This window comes from Moorella glycerini (assembly GCF_009735625.1).
Classification (GTDB): domain Bacteria; phylum Bacillota; class DSM-521; order Neomoorellales; family Neomoorellaceae; genus Neomoorella; species Neomoorella glycerini.
The window spans coordinates 137,515-160,779 of sequence record NZ_CP046244.1 but is presented as its reverse complement, the minus strand read 5'-3'; the positions used below and the strand labels follow the sequence as shown (position 1 = coordinate 160,779).

Genomic DNA, 23,265 nt, shown 5'->3' with positions numbered 1-23,265 from the left:
AGAAGTCATGAAACGGGTAACAATTAAGGATATTGCTGAAGCACTTAATATTTCCCGGGGCACAGTTGATCGGGTTTTACACGGCCGGGGAGGCGTCAATCCAGAAACGGAAGCCCTGGTATGGGCCAAGGTGCGGGAAATGAATTATCAACCCAATAAGATTGCCAGGGCACTGGTCAAACAAGTCTCTTACACCATAGGTTTTATTATACCTACTATCCCTGACAGCTTCTGGCGCCAGGTACGGGAGGGGGCAGAAGCGGCGGCCAGAGAAGTAGCCGACTTTGGTGTAAAAGTAACGTTTTATACAGTGGGTATGCGCGACCCTTTTCGTGAACGAGCACTATTAGAGCAAGCTTTATCTGATGGTGTTAACGGGATAGCCTTGACCCCTACCGATCCCCTTCTGATTCGGGAGATAATCAATCAGGCCTGCGAAAAAGGTGTTCCTGTTGTCACCTTTAATACCGATATTCCCGATAGCCAGCGTCTTTGTTATGTCGGGCTGGACAGCTACCGCGCCGGCCGGGTAGCGGGGGAATTGATGCGCAAGTTTCTTAACGGCCAGGGAGAAATAGCTATACTTACCGGTTTTTTAACTACCCAGGACACAGAGGTAAGGAGACAGGGGTTCCTGGAGGTAGTAACCGAAAAAGGAGAAAATAAAATAACTATTATCGGTACATGGGAAAATATGGATGATGATCGGCGTGCCTACCAGCTCACCAGGCAAATAATTAGAGATTTTCCGGACTTGCAGGGCATTTTTGTAACCAATGCCTGCGCAGCCGGCATAGGTACGGCCATTATTGACGAAGGTAGGGCCGGAGATGTTAAGTTGATAGGATTTGACGTTACCGAAGAAATAGCTGCCCTCTTGAAAAAGGGCGTTGTTTCCGCTTGCATTTGTCAGAATACATTTCAACAAGGTTATGAACCGGTACGCCTCATTTTTGATTATGTGGTTAATGGTTTGCAGCCAGAATTTGGCTCTATCTTTACCCGACCGGAAGTAATTCTTGCCGAGATGCTCGAAGAAGGATTGGCTATTACCAAATTGAGATGACTTTAGCTGGCGAGGGGGTGATTATTATTGTTACCGTGGGCGAAGACAGGGAGGTGGTTAGAAGAGAAGATTGATGCAGGACTGCAAGCAAAAAAGGAGTAACTGCTAGAAGGGAATAAGAGTGAAAAGGAGGTTCATTATGAAGCGACTAAAATTTTTAGGTATTTCACTGATCTTGCTTATAATTGTATCTCTTGTGGCTGGTTGTTCTTCTAAGCAATCTACCGGAGACAATAAATCTGGTGCCGCTAGTACTACCAACCAGCAGGCCAAGAGCGGTAAAAAAATAAGAATAGGCCTCTCTATGGATACCCTTATGGTGGAGCGCTGGCAAAAAGACCGGGATCTATTTGTCCAAAAGGCTAAAGAATTAGGCGCAGATGTCATTGTGCAAACTGCGAATAGCGATGCTGCTGTCCAGAACAGCCAGGTAGAAAACATGCTTACTCAGGGCATAGATGTCCTGGTAATTGTGCCCTACAACGCCGAATCCGCGGCTACAGCCGTGGAGATGGCTCATAAGGCGGGAATAAAGGTTCTATCCTATGACCGGCTTATTAAAAATGCTGACGTCGATCTTTATATTTCTTTCGATAATGTTAGAGTTGGTGAGATGCAAGCCGAGGGTGTAGTTGCCAAAGCACCAAAAGGAAATTATGTTTTAATCGGCGGAGCCCCTACGGATAACAACGCCAAGTTGTTTAGAGAGGGACAGATGAAGGTTCTCAAACCCCTTATCGACAAGGGGGATATTAAGGTAGTAGCCGATCAATGGGCCATTGACTGGAAACCCGAGAATGCACTTAAAATTATGGAAGATGCTTTAACTAAGAACAATAATAACATTCAAGGAGTAGTAGCTTCTAACGACAGCTTGGCCGGAGCCGCTATCCAGGCCTTAAGCGAACAAAAGCTCGATGGCAAAGTAGCGGTATCAGGCCAGGATGCCGACCTGGACGGCTGCCAGCGGATAGTTGAAGGAAAGCAGACAGTTACTGTATATAAGCCTATAAAAAATATAGCGACAAAGGCGGCCGAGCTAGCGGTAGCTTTAGCCAAAGGCGAGCCAATCCAGACCAATAGTAAAGTCAACAACGGTAAGATTGATGTTCCATCCCTGTTACTTGACCCCATTAAGGTTACCAAGGAGAATATGGTCCAGACGGTAATTAAAGATGGTTACCATAAACTGGATGAGGTCTATAAAAACGTTCCCAAGGATCAGTGGCCGAAAGAATAAAGGCGTTGCCTGGGCCGACGGCCGGTATCTGCATATGGATGCCGGCCGCTGCTCCCATTATGCTACAGCCGGAGGGGGAAAGATGGGAGAATATATAATCGAAATGCGTAATATCAGTAAGAGTTTCCCAGGCGTGAGGGCTCTCCAGGACGTTAACTTGCTGGTAAAGCGGGGCGAGATCCACGGCCTATGTGGGGAAAACGGAGCAGGTAAATCTACGTTAATGAAAATATTGAGTGGTGTCTATCCCTACGGGAGCTACGAAGGAGAAATCCTTATTGAAGGAGAGGTACAACAATTCCACAGCGTCAAAGATTCGGAGAAGGCCGGCATAGCCATCATCTATCAGGAACTAACATTAATCAAAGAAATGGATGTTGGCGAGAATATCTTTTTAGGCGGCGAACCGAATAAAAAAGGGGTTATTAACTATAATGAGCTCTACCACCGTGCCCAGAAGTTATTGGCCGAATTTCACGTTGACCTCAATGTTCACAGTAAAATTAAAGACCTGGGCATAGCCCAGCAACAGTTAGTCGAAATCGCCAAAGCCCTTTTAAAAAATGCCAGGATCCTTATTCTTGATGAGCCCACTGCCGCGCTAACAGAGAAAGAGATAGAGCAACTAATGACTATCCTGCGGAATCTGAAACAAAAAGGTGTATCCTGTATTTATATCTCCCATAAACTGTCTGAGGTAAAGAGAATAACCGATAGAATAACGGTTTTGCGGGATGGTAAGACCATCGCCACCCAAGATACAAAGGATTTAACCGAGGATAAGATTATCAAAATGATGGTTGGCAGAGAGTTAACTGAGCGTTTCCCTAAAGAGAAATTTAACACCGGGGAAACAGTTTTTGAAGTTAAAAACCTCTCGGTGTTTGATTGGGAAAAAAACAAGCCGGTTGTCGATAATGTTAGTTTTCGGGTGCGCCGGGGCGAAATCTTGGGGATCGCTGGTCTCATGGGCGCCGGCAGGACAGAGCTTATTATGAGTATCTTCGGGGCCATCAAGGGCACCAAACATGGTGAGATTTACCTGGAAGGGCGCAGGGTCAGAATAAATTCTCCGGCCGATGCTATTAGGCTAGGCCTGGGGCTGGTCTCTGAGGATCGTAAACGTTTTGGTCTGATATTGCAGCAAAGCGTACAGAAAAATATAAGCTTGGCCGGATTGAACAGGATAGCCAGATATGGGATTATAAATTCTAATGAAGAGTTTAAGGCTTGCAATGAAAAAGTACGTGAATTGAGAATAAAAACGCCTTCCCTGGAAACCCGCGTGAATAATCTCAGCGGCGGCAATCAGCAAAAAATTATTCTCGCGCGCTGGTTACTAACCAATCCCAGAGTGCTATTTTTAGACGAACCTACCCGCGGTATCGATGTTGGTGCTAAGTACGAGATATACAATATTATGAATGAACTGGTGCGTAAGGGTGTAGGCATCGTCATGGTATCTTCGGAACTTCCGGAGATAATGGGCATGTGCGATAGGATCCTGGTCATGCAAAAGGGGCGCCTTGTGGGTGAATTTATGAGGGATGAAGCGACTCAAGAAAAGATAATGGCTTGCGCCACTGGAGGTTATTGGTAATGGCGAAAATTTTAAAGCGAACAGGCATCGGAGAGAGCCGGCTCATTGACATTCAGGCCTATACCATGATTGCGGCCCTGGTGGCCATCTGGGTTATCTTTTATTTGCTAACGGAGGGGACTTACTTAACACCGCGAAATCTTGCATTATTATTCAGGCAGATGGCGGTGGTTTCAATTTTAACTATGGGTGTCCTGATGTTGATCATCGGTGGACATTTAGATCTCTCAGTCGGTTCAGTAATGGGCTTTACAGGGGCCATAGCAGCCATTCTCCATGTAAATTTTGGCTGGGACCCGCTGGCGTCAATTGTAGTTGCCCTGGCCACCGGAATTATCATTGGTGTCTGGCAGGGTTTCTGGGTAGCTATCAAGAAAGTACCGGCATTTATTGTTACCTTGGGCGGTATGATGATCTTTCGTGGTGCTTTGTTAGGTATAACCCACGGCAACACTATTGCTCCTTTAAGTAAAGAATTTAAGGTAATAGGCCAGGGGTACCTGTCCCCTTCTATAAGTCTCACCCTGGCGGTTATATGTATAATTGCTGTTATCTTTTTGTTAGTTAATGGTCGCCGCCAGAGAATACGCTACGGTTTTAAGGTTGAGACACCACCGGCATTTCTCTTAAAATTGATACTCTATTGCGGCCTGATATTCACCTTTGTCCTAATCATGAACCAGTATGAGGGTGTGCCCATCCCGGTGCTGGTTGTATTGGGTTTGGCCATTCTACTAACATTTATCACCACCAAAACCCAGTTTGGTCGTTATGTTTACGCTATGGGTGGCAACCAGGAGGCTGCCAGGTTGTCAGGTATTAATACTGAAAAAATTACCTTTATCCTTTTTGTTGTATCCGGACTTTTTGCTTCTATAGCAAGCATTATCCTTACGGCACGGTTGAACGCAGCTACTACCTCGGCGGGGCTGGGGGCCGAATTAGACGCCGTCGCGGCTGCAGTTATAGGCGGTACCAGCCTTTCCGGTGGAATTGGTTCCGTCCCGCGGGCCATTGTCGGTGCTCTGGTTATGGCCAGCCTGGACAACGGTATGAGTCTTATGAACGTAGAGGTATTTTATCAGCAAATGTTAAAGGGGTTAATTCTTATCCTGGCAGTATGGCTTGATACAAGTACCAAACAGAAAAGCATTACCAGCTGATAAAAAAGTGGAGGGGACTTTTAGTTGAACGCCTATCAAAGAGTCATGGGTTTACTGGACGGTAAAGAGATTGACCGGTTACCGGTAGCGCCAATCTTGATGGCCTTCGCGGCCCATTACTATGGAAAAACTTATCGCGATTATTACCTTGATTACCGGGTGCTGGTGGAAAGTTATCTGCGTAGCTGGCGAGATTTTGACTTTGATATGGTTATGGTCATTTCCGATCCATTCCGGGAAACGGAGGGCTTTGGTACTCAATTTGAATACCCGGAAGAGGGTGTCCCGGTAATGAGGGAGCACCTGTTAAAAAAATTGGAGGAAATGGTCAATCTAAAAGAGCCCGACCCGCGCACGGCCCGGCGAATGCGGGACCGCCTGCAAGCTATAGAGTATTTCCGCCGGGAAATAGGCAGCGAGGTGCCGATTGTCGGCTGGGTGGAAGGGCCCTTCGCCGAGGCGGCCGACCTGCGGGGTGTCCAGGAATTAATGCTGGATCTTATGGATGCCCCGGAAATGGTTAAGGAGTTGCTGGAGATAACCTTAAGGGCGGGCCTCAATTTTGCCCGCGAGCAGGTCAGAGCGGGAGCCGACCTGATCGGTATCGGCGATGCGGCCGCTTCTCTGGTTTCTCCCCTCATGTACGAGGAAGTAGTTTTACCCTATGAACAGCGTCTAATTGAGGGCATTCACGCCGCCGGGGCGAAAGTAAAGCTTCATATTTGCGGCAATACCACCAACCTATTGCCATTTATGGCACAAACCGGTGCCGACATTATTGACCTGGACTGGATGGTAGATCTAAAATTGGCCCGGGAACATTTTGGCGATAAGATCTGCATCTGCGGCAACGTGGACCCGGTGGCGGTCCTGCTCCAGGGCAGGCCGGAAGAAATTCGCCGGGCCGCCTACCAGTGTATCCAGGACGCCGGCCATCCCTTTATCCTCAGCCCGGGCTGCGAAGTGCCTGCGGCCACCCCGCCTGAGAATTTGCTGGCCTTATGCCGGGTACCGAAAGAAATAACGCGGGAGCAAATTATAGCCAGCTAACCGGAAAGATAGACAGCAGAAAGGTAAAGCGCATAGGGGGGAACATAACGTGACTGTACTGGAAGAAATGCTCCAGGTAGCAAGCCATGCAGGCGAAGGTTATAGGCCGGTAATATATTTCGGCGCCTGGCGGGTGGCCTTGCTCAACGACGCGCCGGAGTTTCGCCCGGAGGCGTTGGGGAAGATCGAGAAACACCTGCTTACCGATGAAGTCTTTGTGCTCGTGGGCGGGAAAGGGTTACTTATCGTGGCCGATGGTGATGATGCGCCGGGGAAAGTTTACTGTACCTGGATGGAGCCGGGCAAGGTATATAATGTCAGGCAGGGCGTCTGGCACTGGGTGCTTACCGAGCGGGTAACAAAGATGCTTATTGTGGAAAATAGGGATACGAGCGTGGACAACAGCCGTTATGCCCGGTTGACACCGGTACAAATCGAGGTCATCCTGGCCAGTTGGCAGAGCAGGTAAACAAACTTCAGATCATAAACGGGGGAATGTTTTGCCGGCAGGCATGACATGAATTTACTAACCCCTTGCATCCAGGCTGTCAAATTGCTAACATGATAAAAAACGAAAGGAGCAATAACCTTGCCCAAACGCTTGGGTATCCTTACCGGCGGCGGTGACTGCCCCGGCCTCAATGCCGTCATCCGGGCGGCAACAAAAACGGCCAATAGCCATGGTTACGAAATGATCGGTTTTCTCGACGGTTATACCGGGGTGGTGGAAGGGCGTTATATCAAACTGGACCCGCCGGCCATCTCCGGCCTCCTGCACCGGGGCGGCACCATCCTGGGGACCAACAACCGCAGCAATCCCTTTTATTTTCCCATTAAAGAAAACGGTGAGGTTACTTACCGTGATATGTCGGATAAGGCCGTGGCGCGCCTGGAGCAAATGGGCATCGAAGTGCTGCTGGTAGTGGGCGGCGACGGTACCCTGGCCGGGGCCAGGGATTTCAAGGCTAAGGGGGCGCGGGTAATCGGTATCCCCAAAACCATCGACAACGACCTGGCGGCCACCGACCAGACCTTCGGCTTCGACACGGCGGTGAGGACGGCCACCGAGGCCCTGGATAAGCTACATACCACAGCCGAATCCCATCACCGGGTCATGGTCCTGGAACTCATGGGCCGCTATACCGGCTGGATTGCCCTCTACAGCGGCCTGGCCGGCGGGGCCGATGTGATCCTGATACCGGAAATCCCCTGGCGGATTGAAGGGGTGCTGAAAAAAATAGAAGCCCGCCGGGCGGAAGGTAAACCTTTCAGCATCGTCGTTGTCGCCGAGGGGGCTAAATCGCCGGAAGGCGAACTGGTGGTCCAGCGCCAGGTGGAAGGAAGCGTGGAGAGGGTGCGCCTGGGCGGCATCGGCCAGCTGGTAGGGAAGCTAATCGAAGAAAAGAGCGGCATTGAAACCCGGGTGACCGTCCTGGGCCATATCCAGCGGGGCGGCTCGCCATCGTCCTACGACCGGGTCTTGGCCACCCGCTTCGGCGTGGCGGCAGCAGAGCTGGCCGTCCAGGGCTTCCACGGCGTTATGGTCTGCCTGCAGGGCAACGCCATCACCCACGTATCCCTAGAGGAAGCCGTCGGCAAGCCCCGGACCATCCCTCTGGACCACCAGCTCCTGACCACGGCGCGGGCGATAGGGATCAGCTTCGGAGAATGATAACCTAATGGTCCAGACCCCGCCGCCCTAGAAAGGGCTTAAAAAGGAGATTTAAAAGGGCTTCTGCGCGCCGGGTGTGGGGGCACTCCTATTTTGCCCGCCTCATTTCCACAAGGGCCGTATCCATGCGGGCGGTCTTACCCATTAAAAAATTCACATCCATGGTAATAACATCAAGGCGTTCATCGAAATGTTTTTGGAGCTTCTCGATCTGGTCTCCTCTAAGTTCAAAAGCATCAAAAAGGGCATTAATTTTTGGTACGATCTCGTTATCAAGGCGGTTTTCGATTTTTAACTGCCTTTTTTGCAAGTCCTCCAGTTGCTGGCTATGTTGATGCAAAATTTCACTGTGCTGGTTTAAAATTTCACTGTGCTGGTTTAAAATTTCACTGTGCTGGTTTAAAATTTCACTGTGCTGGTTTAAAATTTCACTGTGCTGGTTTAAAATTTCACTGTGCTGCTGTAAAGTGGCAAGAATCTCTTGCTGGCCGGCGAGGATTTGTTTTAGCATTTCTTCCATGATAATCTTCCTTTCATTAATCTGAATATGATTATGCATACCAATCGCATGCCTATTGATTATCTATTTCTACATTGACCCAAAAAAACCTGCAAAAGATTTTGTTGCATTTTTGTTGATGATCGTACAAAATAGATCTAGAACAAACCTGACCGTACGGGTTTAAAAGACCGGTGCGGGAGGGCGGCAAAAACTAATCCTGCGGTAAGGGGCAACCTGAGCCTCAGGGGAGGAGGGATTATCATGAGGGGTTATTTCTAACGCTTGCCAGCAGATTATTCAGGCTGGGAGGCGTTTTTTGGTTGGTTAATGTCGCCTGGCAGCTATCAGAATCAAAGGGCACGACCGGGCGATGATGGGTAAGGCTGGTAAGGAGGGTATGGATGGAAAACCGCCTGGGAGTTGTGGGCATAGTAATCGAAGATCGCGAACATACTGCCGCCAGGGTTAATGCCATCCTTAGCGATTACGGCCACTGCATCGTAGGCCGCATGGGCATTCCCTACCGGGAGCGGGGCGTGGCCGTCATCGCCTTGATTGTGGACGGGACCACCGATACCATCGGCGCCCTGACGGGAAAGCTGGGCAGCCTTCCAGGGGTTAAAGTACGGGCGGCCCTGACGGGGAAAGAGAAGTAATGGACCTGCGGCTTTGAGAATGGGTTCCGTATCGATGACGGTGGAGGAGAGGTAGGCTGTGCGAACGGAATTTACTGCCAGTTTAGAAAGAGCGGCTGCTGGGGAAGAACTCACCAGGGAAGACATTATAAACCTGCTGGCCGCGGCCCCCGGCGCCGAAGAAGAGGCCCTCTACCGGCTGGCGGACGGCGTCCGGGCCCGGGTGGCCGGGGACGAGGTCCACCTGCGCGGCGTCATCGAGTTTTCAAATTACTGTCGCCGCCACTGTTGTTACTGCGGCCTCCGCGCTGATAACGCGAAGTTACAGCGATACCGCTTAATGCCGGAAGATATTGTCGCTGTCGCCAGGCGCGGGGCGGAACTGGGTTACGGGACCATCGTCCTCCAGTCGGGGGAAGACCCCTGGTATACAGGCCCGGTCCTGGCCGGGATAATCAGGGAAATAAAAAAGCTGGGGGTAGCCGTAACCTTATGCGTCGGGGAGAGGAGGCGGGATGAATACGCCCTGTGGCGGGAGGCCGGGGCCGACCGCTACCTTTTGAAGCATGAGACGGCCAATGCCGCTCTCTACGCCTGCCTCCACCCCGGTATGAGCTGGCAGGAACGCCGCCAGTGCCTCCTGTGGCTGCGGGAACTGGGATACCAGGTAGGCTCGGGGAACATCATCGGCCTGCCGGGCCAGACCCTGGCCGACCTGGCCGATGATTTAATCCTCCTGCGGCGGCTGGACGTGGAAATGGCAGGCCTGGGTCCTTTTATCCCCCACCCGGCAACGCCCCTGGCGGGAGAACCGGCCGGCAGCCTAGATCTGACCTACCGGGTGATTGCCACTGCCAGGCTAGTTATCCCCTATGCCCACCTGCCGGCTACCACCGCGGTGGGCACCCTGGCTCCCAACGGGCGCCAGCTGGCCCTGCAGCGGGGGGCGAACGTCATCATGCCTAACCTGACCCCGACCCGCTACCGGGCTGATTACCAGATCTACCCCAATAAGATTTGCGTCAACGAAGGCCCGGAAGACTGCCGCCACTGCCTGGAAGGCATGGTGCGCGCCTTAGGGAGGCGGCTGGGGCGGGGACCGGGACACACCTTGAAGCCCTTGCCGGCCCGGTGACCGGCGGCAGCCGGGAGTCTTAATTTTAAGTATCACTTTATTTAACAAAAGTTCATAAAACGGAGTGAAAGCGGAGAGAAAGCGGGGAGAACCCGGATATAGGCTTAAGTATTATTAAACTGGATGGAGGCAATTTCCATGCAAAGCGGTTATCATGCCGGCTTTATCGATCATGAAGAGATAGAAGGTTACCTGGAAGAAGCCAAACGGGCAACGATAGATGAGGCTGCCCGCATTGTCGCCAAGGCCCGGGAAGCCCAAGGCCTGGAGCCCTACGAGGTGGCCGTTCTGCTCCAGAGTGATGATGCAGGTGTGCGCCGGCAGATGTTTGCCGCCGCCCGGGAAATAAAGGAAAAGATCTACGGCCGGCGCATGGTTCTTTTTGCCCCCCTCTACTTCAGCGACTACTGCGTTAACAACTGCCGCTACTGCGGCTACCGGCGGGACAACAAATTTGAACGCCGCCGCCTGGAACCGGCGGAGCTGGAGCGGGAGGTACGCATCCTGGAGTCCCTGGGGCACAAGCGCCTGGCCCTGGAGGCGGGAGAAGACCCGGTGCACTGCCCCCTGGATTACGTCCTGGAGGTCATCGACCGCGTCTACCACATCACCGAGGCCAGCGGCAACATCCGCCGGGTCAATATCAATATCGCAGCGACCACCGTGGACGCCTATCGCCAGTTGAAGGCCGCCGGCATCGGCACTTACATCCTTTTCCAGGAAACCTACCACCGGCCGTCTTACGCCTACATGCACCCAGGCGGCCCTAAAGCGGACTACGACTGGCACACTACGGCCATGGACCGCGCCATGGAGGGGGGCATTGACGACGTGGGCCTGGGGGTCCTCTTCGGCCTCTACGATTATAAATTTGAGGTTATGGGCCTGCTCTACCATGCCCGGCACCTGGAGCAAACCTTCGGCGTCGGGCCGCATACCATCTCCGTTCCCCGCCTGCGGCCGGCTTACGGTATTAGCCTGGATAATTTCCCTTATCTGGTTAACGATGAGGACTTTAAGAAGATAGTAGCCATTATTCGCCTGGCCGTGCCCTATACCGGCATGATCATTTCCACCCGGGAGACGCCGGAGCTGCGGACGGAACTGCTGGCTTTAGGCATTTCCCAGCTCAGCGCCGGTTCCTGCACCGGCGTCGGCGGCTACGGCCGCCACTATACTGAGAACGGCGACGATGTGCCCCAGTTTGAAATCGGCGACCACCGCCACCCGGATGAGGTGATAGGTGACCTCTGCCGGCGGGGCTATCTCCCCAGCTACTGCACGGCCTGCTACCGCCGCGGCCGCACCGGCGACCGCTTCATGGCCCTGGCCAAAACCGGCGAGATCCAGCATGTATGCCAGCCCAACGCCATCCTGACCTTTAAAGAATACCTGCTGGACTACGCCGGGCCGGCCACCCGGGAAGCAGGGGAAGCGGCCATCAGGGAGCACCTGGCTCAGATACCAAATGCGGCTATCCGGGCCGAAACCGAACGCCGCCTGGAGCGCATCGCCGCCGGCGAAAGGGATTTATATTTCTAGTAACGCTACCCCCAACCGGCGCTTTACCCCCCTGCCCTCTGACGGCAGGGGGTTTTTATCATTTCAGGCCGCGTTAAGCGGCTTTTTCTTTTGCCTTCGTCTTTATATTTTTTTTACTCCCCGCCATTGTTTCTTGACACCTAATTGATCACCAGCGGAGATAAAATAAGCCTGCACGGAGGTCGGCGCCACCACCGCGCACCATGAAACCGGGCTAAGAAAAAGTGAACCTGGAACGCCTGGGGCAATGGCCGCCTGCTTTACCCACTCCCGACCCAGGTTTTGGGAATGTCCGGAGATAGCAGGCAGGGGAGGGAGAGAAAAGCAACAGTGAAGGATAAAGGTTCAGGAGAAGCGGGAAAATGTAAGCGGGAATTTCACCCCGGGGTAAAATAAAGCGGCAGGGGAGGATGGTTTATGTTTGATTTTATTCTCGGTGGTTTAGTTGCCATGGCATTGCTGGTATATCTGGTCTATGCCTTGATGCGGGCCGAGGAGCTCTAGGGTGGGGTGACAGATGGCGGCAATAAATACGGATATCCTGCAAATAATCCTGTACCTGTTGCTGTTGTTGCTCCTGGCTGTACCCTTGGGGAGGTACATGGCCCGGGTTTTTAGCGGGGAAAGGACCCTTTTCGACCCGGTATTTAAACCCCTGGAGGGGCTGATCTACCGCCTGGCGGGAGTGAATACCGGCCGCGAGATGAACTGGCGCGAGTACGCTGCCACCCTCCTGGTGTTTAATTTCCTGGGCATAGTTGCTGTTTACCTGATCCAGCGCCTCCAGGGTGTACTGCCCTTCAACCCCCAGCATTTCAGCGCCGTACCCCCGGACCTGGCCTTCAATACTGCCGCCAGTTATATGACCAATACCAACTGGCAGGCCTACGGCGGCGAGAGGACCATGAGCTACTTTACCCAGATGGCCGCCCTGACGGTGCAGAACTTCCTTTCCGCCGCCACCGGCATCGCTGTTGTCGTTGCCCTGACCCGCGGCCTGGCCCGGCGGTCGGCTAAGACCATCGGCAACTTCTGGGTGGATCTCACCCGGGGCATCCTCTGGGTGCTATTACCCCTTTCCCTGCTCTTTGCCCTGGTCCTGGTGTCCCAGGGGGTTATCCAGAATCTGAGCCCCTACCTGACGGTAACCACCCTGGAAGGGGGCCGCCAGACCCTGGCCATGGGTCCCGTGGCTTCCCAGGAAGCCATTAAACTATTGGGCACCAACGGCGGCGGTTTCTTTAACGCCAACTCCGCCCACCCCTTCGAGAACCCCACACCTTTGACCAATTTGCTGGAGATACTGGCCATCCTGGTCATCCCGGTGGCGTTGACCGTGACCTTCGGCCACATGGTAGGTAACCGCCGCCAGGGCCTGGCCATCCTGGCCGCCATGCTACTCCTTTTTGTCCTGGCTCTGGGGGTAGTTTACGGCAGCGAACACTATGGTAATCCCACCCTCCGCGCCCTGGGCGTGAGCGGCCCCACGGCCATGGAAGGGAAGGAGGTCCGCTTTGGCATCGCCAACTCTACTCTTTTTGCAACTGTAACTACCGCCGCTTCCTGCGGCGCCGTCAACGCCATGCACGACAGCCTGACACCCCTGGGAGGGCTTATCCCCATGCTGCAGATGATGGTGGGGGAAGTGGTCTTTGGCGGGGTTGGCTCCGGCCTGTACGGGATGCTGGTCTTTGTCATCCTCACGGTGTTTATCGTCGGCCTGATGGTGGGCCGGACGCCGGAATACCTGGGTAAGAAGATCGAAACACGGGAGATGAAGATGGCCACCCTGGCAGTGCTCATCCCGGCGGCGACCATATTGCTGGGCAGCGGCCTGGCGGCCGCAACCAGGGCCGGCACGGCTTCCATCTTAAATCCCGGCCCCCATGGCCTGAATGAAATCCTTTACGCCTTTGCCTCGGGGGCGGGCAATAACGGCAGCGCCTTTGCCGGTTTAAACGCCAATACACCCTTTTATAACATCGCTCTTGGCCTGGCCATGCTTATCGGCCGTTTCGGCGTCATCCTGCCGGTCCTGGCCATCGCCGGCAGTATGGCGGCGAAAAAAGCCGTGCCGCCGGGACCAGGAACTTTCCAGACTACCAGCCTGCTGTTCACCGGTTTACTGGCAGCGGTGGTACTCATCGTCGGCGCTCTGACCTTTTTCCCGGCCCTGGCCCTGGGGCCGGTGGTGGAACAGCTGCTGATGCTGGCGGGTAAGGCTTTTTAAGGCAAGGGGGAAAGTTTTATGCCACGGGAAGCCAATATTTCCAACAGGCTGGCCGGATCCAGGGGTAGCTTCAACCGGGCCCTGCTCGTCCCGGCCATTAAAGACGCTTTTGCTAAGCTCGATCCCCGGGTGCAGTGGCGCAACCCGGTAATGTTTGTCGTGGAAATCGGCGCCCTGCTAACGACCATTTTTACTTTGCGGGATTTAGCTGCCGGCGGGCGCGCCATTATTGCTTTAAATATCCAGCTCGCCCTTTGGCTGTGGATAACCGTCCTCTTCGCCAATTTTGCCGAAGCCCTGGCCGAAGGCCGGGGCAAGGCCCAGGCCGAGACCTTACGCCGCACCCGCAGCGAAACTACGGCCAAAAAACTCTGCGACGGCAGGGTGCAACAGATACCGGCATCGCAACTTCGCAAGGGGGACATTGTCCTGGTAGAAGCGGGGGATATTATCCCCGGCGATGGCGAGGTAATCGAAGGCATTGCTTCGGTAGATGAGAGCGCGGTGACCGGTGAATCGGCGCCGGTGATCAGGGAATCGGGGGGTGATCGCAGCGCCGTCACCGGCGGTACCCGCGTCCTGTCCGACTGGATCAAGGTACGGATAACGGCCAATCCCGGGGAAACCTTCCTCGACCGCATGATCAACCTGGTGGAAGGGGCGCGGCGGCAGAAGACGCCCAACGAGATCGCCTTGACCATCCTGCTCATAGGCCTGACCATCGTCTTCCTGCTGGCAGTGGCCACTCTGGAACCCTTTGCCCTCTACTCCGGCGCCCCGGCCCCGGTACCTGTCCTGATCGCCCTGCTGGTCTGCCTGATCCCCACCACCATCGGCGGTCTTTTGAGCGCCATCGGCATCGCCGGCATGGACCGGCTCCTCAAGCGTAACGTGCTGGCCATGTCCGGCCGGGCCGTGGAAGCGGCCGGCGACGTCGATGTCCTCCTCCTGGATAAAACCGGGACTATCACCCTGGGAAACCGCATGGCCACGGCCTTTATCCCGGCCCCGGGGATAACCGAAGAGCAACTGGCCGATGCCGCCCAGCTCGCCTCCCTGGCCGACGAGACGCCGGAAGGGCGCAGCATCGTAGTCCTGGCCAAAAATAAATTTCAACTCCGGGAGCGGGATCTGGGCAGCCTGAAAGCCTCCTTTGTCCCCTTCAGCGCCCACACCCGCATGAGCGGCGTCGACCTGGAGGGACGGCAGATTCGCAAGGGTGCCGCTGATGCCATTGAAGCTTTCGTCCGGGAACAGGGTGGTTCCCTGCCGGCGGAGGTTAGAGATACAGTTGCCAGGGTGGCCAAAGAGGGCGGCACCCCCCTGGTGGTGGCTGAAGGGGCCCGGGTCCTGGGGGTCGTTTACCTGAAGGACGTGATTAAAGGCGGTATCAAAGAACGTTTTGCCGAGCTGCGCCGCATGGGAATCAAAACGGTGATGATTACCGGGGATAACCCTTTGACGGCGGCTGCCATAGCGGCGGAAGCCGGGGTGGACGATTTCCTCGCCGAGGCCACCCCGGAGACCAAGTTAAAACTGATCCGCGACTACCAGACGAAAGGACACCTGGTGGCCATGACCGGCGACGGCAGCAATGACGCCCCGGCCCTGGCCCAGGCGGATGTGGGCTTGGCCATGAACAGCGGTACCCATGCGGCTAAAGAAGCAGGTAACATGGTTGACCTGGACAACAACCCCACCAAGCTCATCGAGGTGGTGGAGATCGGCAAGCAGTTGCTCATGACCCGCGGTTCCCTGACAACCTTCAGCATTGCCAACGACGTGGCCAAGTACTTTGCCATTATCCCGGCTCTCTTCACCGTCACTTACCCGGAACTGGGAGCCTTAAATATCATGAGGTTGGCTACACCCCAGAGCGCCATCCTTGCGGCCGTGATCTTCAACGCCCTGATCATCATCGCCCTGGTGCCCCTGGCCCTTAAGGGGGTTGCCTACCGGCCCCTGGGGGCCAACGCCATCCTGCGCCGCAACCTGGTCATCTACGGCCTGGGAGGCCTGGTGGCACCCTTTATCGGCATCAAACTCATTGACATGCTCCTGGTGGCTTTGAGGCTGGCCTAAAGGGGCTGTGGCCGTTGCAAGCTAATGAAAGGAAGAGGAGCCTTGACTAGAAAACTTCTAACAACCGCCCGGATGCTGGTGGTAATGACGGTCCTGCTCGGCGTCATTTACCCCCTGGCAGTCACCGGCCTGGCACAGGTATTTTTTCCCCGCCAGGCCGGTGGTTCCCTTATCGAGCGTGACGGGCAGCCGGTGGGCTCGGCCCTTATCGGCCAGAAGTTCACCGGCCCGGGTTATTTCCACGGCCGGCCTTCAGCGGCGGGCAAGGAAGGCTATGACGCTGCTGCCTCGGCCGGGTCCAACCTGGGGCCGACCAGTAAAGAATTGGTGGCGACTGTAGCCAAGCGCCTGGCAGCAGTTCGTACTGTAAACGGCCTGCCGGCCGGAGCACCGGTGCCGGCCGACCTGGTAACCGCTTCGGCCAGCGGCCTGGACCCGGACATCAGCCCGGAGGCTGCTTATTTACAGGTAGCACGGGTGGCGCGGGCCAGGAATCTTCCGGAAGACAAGGTGCGCTCCCTGGTCGACAGAAATATTACCGGGCGGCAATTGGGCATCCTGGGTGAGCCACGGGTAAATGTGCTAATATTAAACCTGGAGCTGGATAAACTTTCACGATAAATTAAGAGGGTAAGGGACCCCCCATGTAATTCTGGTGCACACATGCTGTTTGGGGGGGCTGATCCCCTGAACCTTTCATGAACGGGAAAGGGTGAGGTGAATGGACAGGGAGGAAGATATCCGGCGGCCTGATCCTGAGGACCTGCTGGCCCAGGTAGAGGCCGAGAACCGGGGACGGCTGACTATTTTCCTGGGGGCTGCGGCCGGTGTCGGCAAGACCTATGCCATGCTGGAAACAGCCCACGAGCGCCAGGCCGACGGCGTTGATGTAGTCATCGGCTGGGTGGAAACCCACGGGCGCCCGGAGACCGAAGCCCTGGTCAGGGGATTATCCATCATACCGCCCCGGGAGCTGGTTTACCGGGGCAAGGTTTTCCGGGAAATGGACCTGGATGCCCTTTTGCAGCGCCGTCCCCAACTGGCCCTGGTAGACGAACTGGCCCACACCAATATCCCCGGCTCCCGGCACACTTACCGCTACCAGGATGTCGAGGAACTTCTGGCTGCGGGCATCAACGTTTATACAACTTTAAATATCCAGCATGTGGAGAGCCTCAATGATATTGTCGCCCAGATTACTGGCATCCGGGTGCAGGAAACCGTTCCCGACCGCCTCTTGGAGGAAGCCGACCAGATCCAGCTCATCGACATCCCGCCGGAAGAATTAATCGAGCGTCTCAAAGAAGGTAAGGTCTACGTACCGCACCAGGCCGAACGGGCTCTGCAAAAATTTTTTCGGCCGGGAAATATCAACGCTTTGCGGGAACTGGCGTTGCGGTACACAGCCCGGCGGGTAGAAGGGCAATTGGATCACTATATGCGCCTGCACGGCATTACCGGCCCCTGGCCGGCCGGTGAGCGGGTTATGGCCTGTGTAAGCCCCAGCCCCTTTTCCGCCCAGGTGATCCGCACGGCCAAACGGATGGCTACCGGGCTTAAGGCGGAATGGCTGGCCGTCTATGTGGAAACGCCAGAACGCCTTCCTGCCGATGAAAACAGGCGGGACCAGTTGGCGCGGAACTTACACCTGGCTGAAGAACTGGGAGCGGAAGTAATTACTTTAACGGGCAACGATGCCGCCGAAGAATTGCTTGCTGTGGCCCGTCGCAAGAACGTCACCCAGATTGTCATCGGTAAACCTTTACACCCCCGCTGGCAGGAACTGTGGCGGGGTTCGCTGGTGGACAGAATTATTCGCGGCAGCCAGGGTATCAGCGTGCATATCATACCGGGAAAAATCGGGTCTAGGGAAGGCCACCGGGCACCAGGATGGCGCTACCGTGTACGGGCCTCTTCCTGGCCCTATGCCGGTGTCCTGGTGGCCGTCATGCTGGTTACCGTCCTCAATAAAATATTACAGCCAGTCTTTGATTTAACTAATATTGCTTTACTTTATTTATTACCGGTGCTGTTCTGTGCCGCCCGCTGGGGCCGGGGGCCTTCGATCCTGGCGTCCGTGCTGGGTGTGCTGGCCTTTGATTTTTTCTTTGTGCCCCCAGTCTTAAGCTTTTCCGTCTCTGATCTCCGCCACCTGCTCAGCTTCGGGGTCTTTCTGGTAGTTGCCGTTATCACCGGTACCATGGCTGCCCGGCTAAAAGCTCAAGCTGAAAACGCCCGGCGCCGGGAAACAAGGACGGCCGCCCTCTACGCCCTGAGCAGGAAAATGGCGGTGGAGACTGATATTGATGGGCTATTAAAGACCATAGTTAAAACTGTGGCAGAAACTATTGATGGCGAGGCCGTTATTTTCATCCCCGACGCTCAAGGCAAGCTGGAAGTGCGGGCTACTGCGCCGTCATCGCCCGAAAAATGGCTGGACAGCAATGAATACGCTGTAGCCGGGTGGGTTTTTACCCATGAACAGCTTGCCGGCAGGGGAACCGATACCCTGGCGGGGGCAGATGGGTTGTACCTGCCCCTGAAAGCAGAAGAAAGTAACCTGGGTGTCCTGGGAGTAAAGCTTGCCCATCCGGAGCGCCACCTAGCGCCGGAGCAGCGCCTGTTGCTAGAGGCTTTTGCCAGCCTTGCAGCCCTGGCTATCTTACGCCTGCAGTTGGCGGCAGAGGCCCAGCAGGCCCGCTGCCTGGCAGCCTCGGAGAAACTGCGTACTGCTTTATTCAACTCTATTTCCCATGAGCTGCGGACACCTCTGGCTTCTATTACGGCCGCGGTTACCGGCCTCCTGGAAGGGGATGAGGTCTATCATCCGGAGGCGCGGCAGGCTCTCCTTCAAACTATAAAAGAGGGCGCGCGACGCCTGAACAGGCTGGTTGGCAACCTGCTGGACATGGCTCGCCTGGAGAGCGGTATGCTGCAGTTAAAACAGGAATGGTGCGATTTGGAAGATATTATCGGTGTTGCCCTGGGGCAGCTCCGGGAAACCTTGCAGGACCGGCCCCTGGAGGTTAGCATTTCTCCGGGATTGCCCCTGGTCAAGGTGGATTTCACCCTTATTGAACAGGTTCTGGTCAACCTGCTGGAGAATGCCGTTAAATATTCTCCTCCCGGGAGTAAAATTGACATTGCAGTGCGCCGGGAGGGAAAGGAGTTGCAGGTGGCCGTCGCCGACCGGGGTGCCGGCATTCCGGAAAGCGATCGGGAAAGGGTATTCGATAAGTTTTACCGCTTGCAGTCACCCCGGCATGTGAGCGGCACGGGTCTGGGCCTCTCCATCTGTAAGGGGATTATTGAGGCCCACGGTGGTAAAATTTGGGTAGAGGCCCGCCCGGGGGGCGGGAGCGTCTTTTATTTTTCTCTTCCCCTGGCCGAACAGCCGCCGGGTGCGGTTCCTTCAGAAGGGGGAGGTGGCCAGGGTGACCGCTAAGGGTGCTCGCGTCCTTATTATTGATGATGAAACCCCTATCCGCCGCCTGTTAAAGGTTGCCCTGAAGGCCCACGGTTACGAAGTGGCCGAGGCGGTTTCGGGACTACAGGGAGTGCAGCAAGCCGCCTTGCTGCACCCGGATCTGGTTATTCTTGATCTGGGTTTGCCCGACCTGGACGGTCTGGAGGTAGTTAAACGCCTGCGGGAATGGTCCCGGGTGCCCATCATCATCCTGTCCGTACGGGAGCAGGAGGATGATAAAATTAAGGCCCTGGATGCCGGTGCCGATGACTATGTCACCAAGCCCTTTGGTATGGGGGAGCTCCTGGCCCGGATGCGGGCGGCCCTAAGACATGCGGCCCAGAACGGTGATGAACCGGTACTTACCGTTGGGGGCTTGACCGTCGATTTGGCCCGCCGCCTGGTTACGGTTGACGGCCGGGAAATCAAGCTTACGCCTACTGAGTACGAACTCCTGAAAAACCTGGCCCTTAATGCCGGCCGGGTAATGACTCACCGCCAGCTTTTACGCACCATCTGGGGACCGGGGTATCAGGAAGAAACCCATTACCTGCGCGTCTACATCGGGCAGCTCAGGCGTAAAATTGAAACCGACCCCACCCGGCCCCGCTATATCATCACCGAACCCGGAGTCGGCTACCGCCTGGTAGGCGGGGAATAAGTAAAAGATACAAACCATATTTGAGCGAGTGCCCCAGTTTGAAATCGGCGACCGCTTCATGGCCCTGGCCAAAACCAGCAAGATCCAGCATGTGTGCCAGCCCAACGCCATCCTGACCTTTAAAGAATACCTGTTGGACTACGCCGGGCCGGCCACCCGGAAGGCAGGGGAAGCGGCCATCAGGGAGCACCTGGCTCAGATACCAAATGCGGCTATCCGGGCCGAAACCGAACGCCGCCTGGAGCGCATTGCTGCGGGCGAAAGGGATTTATATTTTTAAGTTAGAATTACAATTTAACCAGAAAAAAATCCCGGACCTTAAATGTCCGGGATAGTTCGGAACACGGGTGTTTATTCTAACGGTATTTCGAGATCCAGCAAGGGGGCGTACTGCTGGCAGCCAAAGACATCGGATTCCCCCGGGCTGCCGCTGGGGCGCTGCCGGTAAATGGTAAATTTAATAGCATAAGCAGGATCGAATTCAACAAAATCGACAATTCTTTCCTGACTAATACCATAAAGCTTGCATATAGTTTCCGGGGTCAGGACGCCGCTTTTTTTAACCAGCTCGTAGTTTTCCTTTTCCCGGAAAATAATGTCAAAGGTAATTTTATCTGTACCGGCATTTTTACTGCGGATGGTCTTGGCAAGGTTGATCAGTTTTTCAGTAGCCATTGATATTACCTCCTTATTTTCCCGCTTCTGTCAGAAAGGTGGGGAAGAGTTCCATAGGATCATCCAGGGCAACTGTATGGTTCATTGTCCATATATAGGCTGGTGAAGCCGGCAACACTTCGTCGACGACAAAAGCGGCACCACCGGCAGTGCCTTTAACCTCCGGCAGGCGAGCATAGAACATCTGGCGGGTACCAATCATGGCGACCTCTTCAGCCATGGCTTTGGTGGGAGCGATACCCTCGACGACGATGCAGAGTTCATGGGAGCGGATCTCTTTAACCGGTTCCAGGTCGCCCATTACTCCGTTCCTGCCAAAAACATGGTAGTGGAGCTCATAACCTGTATCGCCGAAACGTTCCCGGGCCTGGGCCCTCGCCCACTCGATAACCTTGTCGATGTTCTGGATAGTGTAAGGATCACGGATGCCGGCAATACCGATGTAGCGCTCGCCTACCTTGCCGGAACCCTCCAGTTTCACCCGCCATTCGTCCGAGGGAATAAATTTCGGCCCGGTAATACGGCAGGTCTTTTCGTCATATTGCTCATAACGGCAGTTGCTCATATCCAGCATGCCGCCCAGGACATACTCGTAGTAGGGGTTGGATCTTTCGTACATGGCATGGCCGGCTACCGAAGCCACTGTGCAGCGCTGCTCTGGATGCATGGCCGTAACCAGGACTTCCTTTTCGGTAATGGTGCCGATAACCGTCTCCTTTCCACCATAAGGTTCGGCGCAGAAGGATGCGCACTCCAGAACCTTACCCAGGTAGTAGGCCAGGTCCTCCGGAAAACCGGCGCGGATGGCCGGGGCAGCAAAAATAACACAATCGCTGGAGCGGCCGCCGATAATAACGTCGGCGCCCATGTCCAGAAGTTTAATATAGGGATGGACCCCGGCCACGGCAACAATGCGGTCGGTCTTATCCAGCTCTTCCGGGGTTAGGTCAGGGCGGCCGTCCAGGCCTTTGATAACCTGTCCTTTTTTCATTTTTTGGGCCAGGTAGTCCTTGCTTACTTCTGAATAGAAGTAACCGATTTTAAATTTAGGTAAGTCGTGTTTCTCGGCCAGTTCCTTAATAATGTTGACGTAGAGGTCGACACGGCTATTGGTTCCGGTGTCGCCGGCGGAACCGATGATCATGGGGACACCCAGTTTACGGGCGGCCAGCAGCATATGTTCCAGGTCGTGTTTCTGCCATTCCAAAGGGCTGGTAGAGGTGTCGGAACCTAAAGGTCCGGGACCGATGTCGTCACTGCCGGAGTCGGCAAGGATAAAATCGGGCTTGGTCTCAACGCCCCGGTAAAAGCTACCGGTCTTGATGGGAGCAAAGCCCAGGTGGCCGTTGGGACAGAGAAAGCGCAAAGGTTTTTTTGTCATAATTCATCCCTCCATGATGTAATCACGTGTTATAACGTGTTTGTTATTCTATTCTACATACCTGGCATTTTTCCTGCTGGCTGAATAAAAAAATTGGGATATTATTTATGGCATCCCTGGCTTAAAGTTTTTCCCAATATTGATTTACCGTTTGTGTTATGTTAAGCTTGTTATTACAATAATGTTATCGGTTGTGGAGGATTGGCTATGACAGAAAAAGTGCTTCCCATTATCGGGCATGGGGAGATATCACCAGAAAAATCGATACCTCTCTATCAACAATTGAAAGATGCCCTGGCGGCACAGATCAAAAACGGTATATTGAAGACCGGTGAGCGCCTGCCGTCCGAAAAAGAGCTTTGTGCCATGTATAATGTCAGCCGGATTACGGTGCGCCAGGCTCTGGGGGAACTTGCCAGGGAAGGTCTAATTTACCGCAGTCATGGTAAAGGCACCTTTGTCGCTCGCCCCCGCATCCAGCAGGAACTAGTAAGGGTAACCCCTTTTGAAGAGACCTTACGGAGTAAAGGCCTGGAACCGTCCACTCGGTACCTGGACGCCAGCCTGGTAGCGGCGGATTATCACCTGGCCACTGTACTGGCTCTTCCCGTTGCCACCAGCGTAATCCGGTTGGAGCTCCTGGGCCTGGGTAATAATGAACCTATGGTCTATTACATTTCCTACTTTGAAGGAGAACTGGGACAACAATTGGCAGCCCTGGCTCGGGAGTTATGTCGGCAAAAAATAGCTTTTTCCACGTACGACCTCTATGAAAAAGCTGGTTTGCCGGCTCCGGCTATGGTGACCCAGTCTTTTGAGGCCGTTGCTGCGCGTAAAGAACAGGCGCGTGTCCTGGATATTAAGCCAGGCGAACCCTTGCTCCTGGTAACCTCCTTGGTCTATACAGCGGAGGGGCGGCCGGTAGAATATAAACGGGCGGCCTACCGCGGGGATAAATACAGTTTCTATATAACCCGGCCGGTTAACCGGGGAAAAACAATATAACTAGTAATGACAAATACCTGGCAAATGGCATAATGTAGCCTGAATTAATTAAAGCCCTGGTAAGCTGGAATTTTGGCCGGGGCTTTAATTTTTTTATAAAAAAAATTCTATAGCCGGCAGGAAAAACGCCGGGCATGTAGAATAGAATAAGCAACATATT

Annotated in this window: 20 protein-coding genes and 1 pseudogene; 18 read left to right on the top strand and 3 right to left on the bottom strand. The window is 54.5% G+C overall.

The window, feature by feature from the left end; genetic code table 11:
- The first annotated feature begins 7 nt into the window (after positions 1 to 7).
- The 7 genes from MGLY_RS00800 to MGLY_RS00770 all read left to right on the top strand — a co-directional run bounded on the left by MGLY_RS00800 (position 8) and on the right by MGLY_RS00770 (position 7,791).
- Positions 8 to 1,066 (top strand): LacI family DNA-binding transcriptional regulator, encoded by a 1,059-nt coding sequence (locus MGLY_RS00800; RefSeq protein ID WP_156271303.1) that lies wholly within the window; start codon positions 8 to 10, stop codon positions 1,064 to 1,066.
- Positions 1,067 to 1,205: 139 nt separating this feature from the next.
- Positions 1,206 to 2,306, top strand: coding sequence for a D-xylose ABC transporter substrate-binding protein (gene xylF, locus MGLY_RS00795; protein WP_156271302.1), 1,101 nt, complete (start codon positions 1,206 to 1,208; stop codon positions 2,304 to 2,306).
- Between the two features lie 82 nt (positions 2,307 to 2,388).
- A complete protein-coding gene (locus tag MGLY_RS00790; protein ID WP_156271301.1) occupies positions 2,389 to 3,906 on the top strand; it encodes a xylose ABC transporter ATP-binding protein in 1,518 nt (505 codons plus the stop codon).
- Positions 3,906 to 5,069 carry a sugar ABC transporter permease gene (locus MGLY_RS00785; RefSeq protein WP_156271300.1) on the top strand — a complete coding sequence of 388 codons (1,164 nt, stop codon included), beginning with the start codon at positions 3,906 to 3,908 and terminating at the stop codon, positions 5,067 to 5,069. Before MGLY_RS00790 ends, MGLY_RS00785 begins: the two co-directional genes overlap by 1 nt.
- Before the next feature lie 24 nt (positions 5,070 to 5,093).
- Positions 5,094 to 6,119 carry a uroporphyrinogen decarboxylase family protein gene (locus MGLY_RS00780; RefSeq protein ID WP_156271299.1) on the top strand — a complete coding sequence of 342 codons (1,026 nt, stop codon included), beginning with the start codon at positions 5,094 to 5,096 and terminating at the stop codon, positions 6,117 to 6,119.
- A 49-nt stretch (positions 6,120 to 6,168) separates the two neighbouring features.
- Entirely contained in the window at positions 6,169 to 6,588 is a 420-nt protein-coding gene (locus MGLY_RS00775; RefSeq protein WP_156271298.1) for a hypothetical protein, read from the top strand.
- A 120-nt stretch (positions 6,589 to 6,708) separates the two neighbouring features.
- Entirely contained in the window at positions 6,709 to 7,791 is a 1,083-nt protein-coding gene (locus MGLY_RS00770; protein WP_156271297.1) for a 6-phosphofructokinase, read from the top strand.
- 88 nt (positions 7,792 to 7,879) lie between these two features.
- On the opposite strand, the gene MGLY_RS00765 is transcribed toward MGLY_RS00770, so the two are convergent.
- Positions 7,880 to 8,350 (bottom strand): hypothetical protein, encoded by a 471-nt coding sequence (locus tag MGLY_RS00765; protein WP_156271296.1) that lies wholly within the window; start codon positions 8,348 to 8,350, stop codon positions 7,880 to 7,882.
- 344 nt (positions 8,351 to 8,694) lie between these two features.
- Here MGLY_RS00765 and MGLY_RS00760 point away from each other — a divergent pair, with 344 nt between their 5' ends.
- The 10 genes and pseudogenes from MGLY_RS00760 to MGLY_RS00715 all read left to right on the top strand — a co-directional run.
- The gene (locus MGLY_RS00760) at positions 8,695 to 8,949 is read left to right on the top strand and encodes a TM1266 family iron-only hydrogenase system putative regulator (RefSeq protein ID WP_156271295.1); all 255 of its coding nucleotides are present in this window, start codon (positions 8,695 to 8,697) and stop codon (positions 8,947 to 8,949) included.
- Positions 8,950 to 9,007: 58 nt separating this feature from the next.
- Entirely contained in the window at positions 9,008 to 10,063 is a 1,056-nt protein-coding gene (gene hydE / locus MGLY_RS00755; RefSeq protein WP_156271294.1) for a [FeFe] hydrogenase H-cluster radical SAM maturase HydE, read from the top strand.
- A gap of 138 nt (positions 10,064 to 10,201) precedes the next feature.
- A complete protein-coding gene (hydG, locus tag MGLY_RS00750) occupies positions 10,202 to 11,605 on the top strand; it encodes a [FeFe] hydrogenase H-cluster radical SAM maturase HydG (RefSeq protein WP_156271293.1) in 1,404 nt (467 codons plus the stop codon).
- 417 nt (positions 11,606 to 12,022) lie between these two features.
- The gene (kdpF, locus tag MGLY_RS18680; RefSeq protein ID WP_156276072.1) at positions 12,023 to 12,109 is read left to right on the top strand and encodes a K(+)-transporting ATPase subunit F; all 87 of its coding nucleotides are present in this window, start codon (positions 12,023 to 12,025) and stop codon (positions 12,107 to 12,109) included.
- A 13-nt stretch (positions 12,110 to 12,122) separates the two neighbouring features.
- Positions 12,123 to 13,835 carry a potassium-transporting ATPase subunit KdpA gene (gene kdpA, locus MGLY_RS00740; protein ID WP_156271292.1) on the top strand — a complete coding sequence of 571 codons (1,713 nt, stop codon included), beginning with the start codon at positions 12,123 to 12,125 and terminating at the stop codon, positions 13,833 to 13,835.
- An 18-nt stretch (positions 13,836 to 13,853) separates the two neighbouring features.
- Entirely contained in the window at positions 13,854 to 15,917 is a 2,064-nt protein-coding gene (kdpB, locus tag MGLY_RS00735) for a potassium-transporting ATPase subunit KdpB (RefSeq protein ID WP_156271291.1), read from the top strand.
- A 42-nt stretch (positions 15,918 to 15,959) separates the two neighbouring features.
- A complete protein-coding gene (gene kdpC / locus MGLY_RS00730; RefSeq protein ID WP_277997873.1) occupies positions 15,960 to 16,538 on the top strand; it encodes a potassium-transporting ATPase subunit KdpC in 579 nt (192 codons plus the stop codon).
- Between the two features lie 100 nt (positions 16,539 to 16,638).
- Positions 16,639 to 19,362 (top strand): sensor histidine kinase, encoded by a 2,724-nt coding sequence (locus MGLY_RS00725; RefSeq protein WP_156271289.1) that lies wholly within the window; start codon positions 16,639 to 16,641, stop codon positions 19,360 to 19,362.
- On the top strand, positions 19,352 to 20,044 hold the full coding sequence (locus MGLY_RS00720; RefSeq protein WP_156271288.1) for a response regulator: 693 nt from the start codon (positions 19,352 to 19,354) through the stop codon (positions 20,042 to 20,044). The genes MGLY_RS00725 and MGLY_RS00720 overlap by 11 nt, the downstream gene beginning before the upstream one ends.
- A gap of 46 nt (positions 20,045 to 20,090) precedes the next feature.
- Positions 20,091 to 20,324 (top strand): annotated as a pseudogene (locus MGLY_RS00715) ([FeFe] hydrogenase H-cluster radical SAM maturase HydG); the annotation flags it as partial.
- A gap of 71 nt (positions 20,325 to 20,395) precedes the next feature.
- Here MGLY_RS00715 and MGLY_RS00710 read toward each other — a convergent pair.
- The gene (locus MGLY_RS00710) at positions 20,396 to 20,719 is read right to left on the bottom strand and encodes a DUF4387 domain-containing protein (RefSeq protein WP_156271287.1); all 324 of its coding nucleotides are present in this window, start codon (positions 20,717 to 20,719) and stop codon (positions 20,396 to 20,398) included.
- A 13-nt stretch (positions 20,720 to 20,732) separates the two neighbouring features.
- Positions 20,733 to 22,100 (bottom strand): acyclic terpene utilization AtuA family protein, encoded by a 1,368-nt coding sequence (locus tag MGLY_RS00705; protein ID WP_156271286.1) that lies wholly within the window; start codon positions 22,098 to 22,100, stop codon positions 20,733 to 20,735.
- Positions 22,101 to 22,307: 207 nt separating this feature from the next.
- Between MGLY_RS00705 and MGLY_RS00700 the strand changes: the two genes are divergently transcribed.
- Entirely contained in the window at positions 22,308 to 23,105 is a 798-nt protein-coding gene (locus tag MGLY_RS00700; protein ID WP_156271285.1) for a GntR family transcriptional regulator, read from the top strand.
- The last annotated feature ends 160 nt before the right edge of the window (positions 23,106 to 23,265 follow it).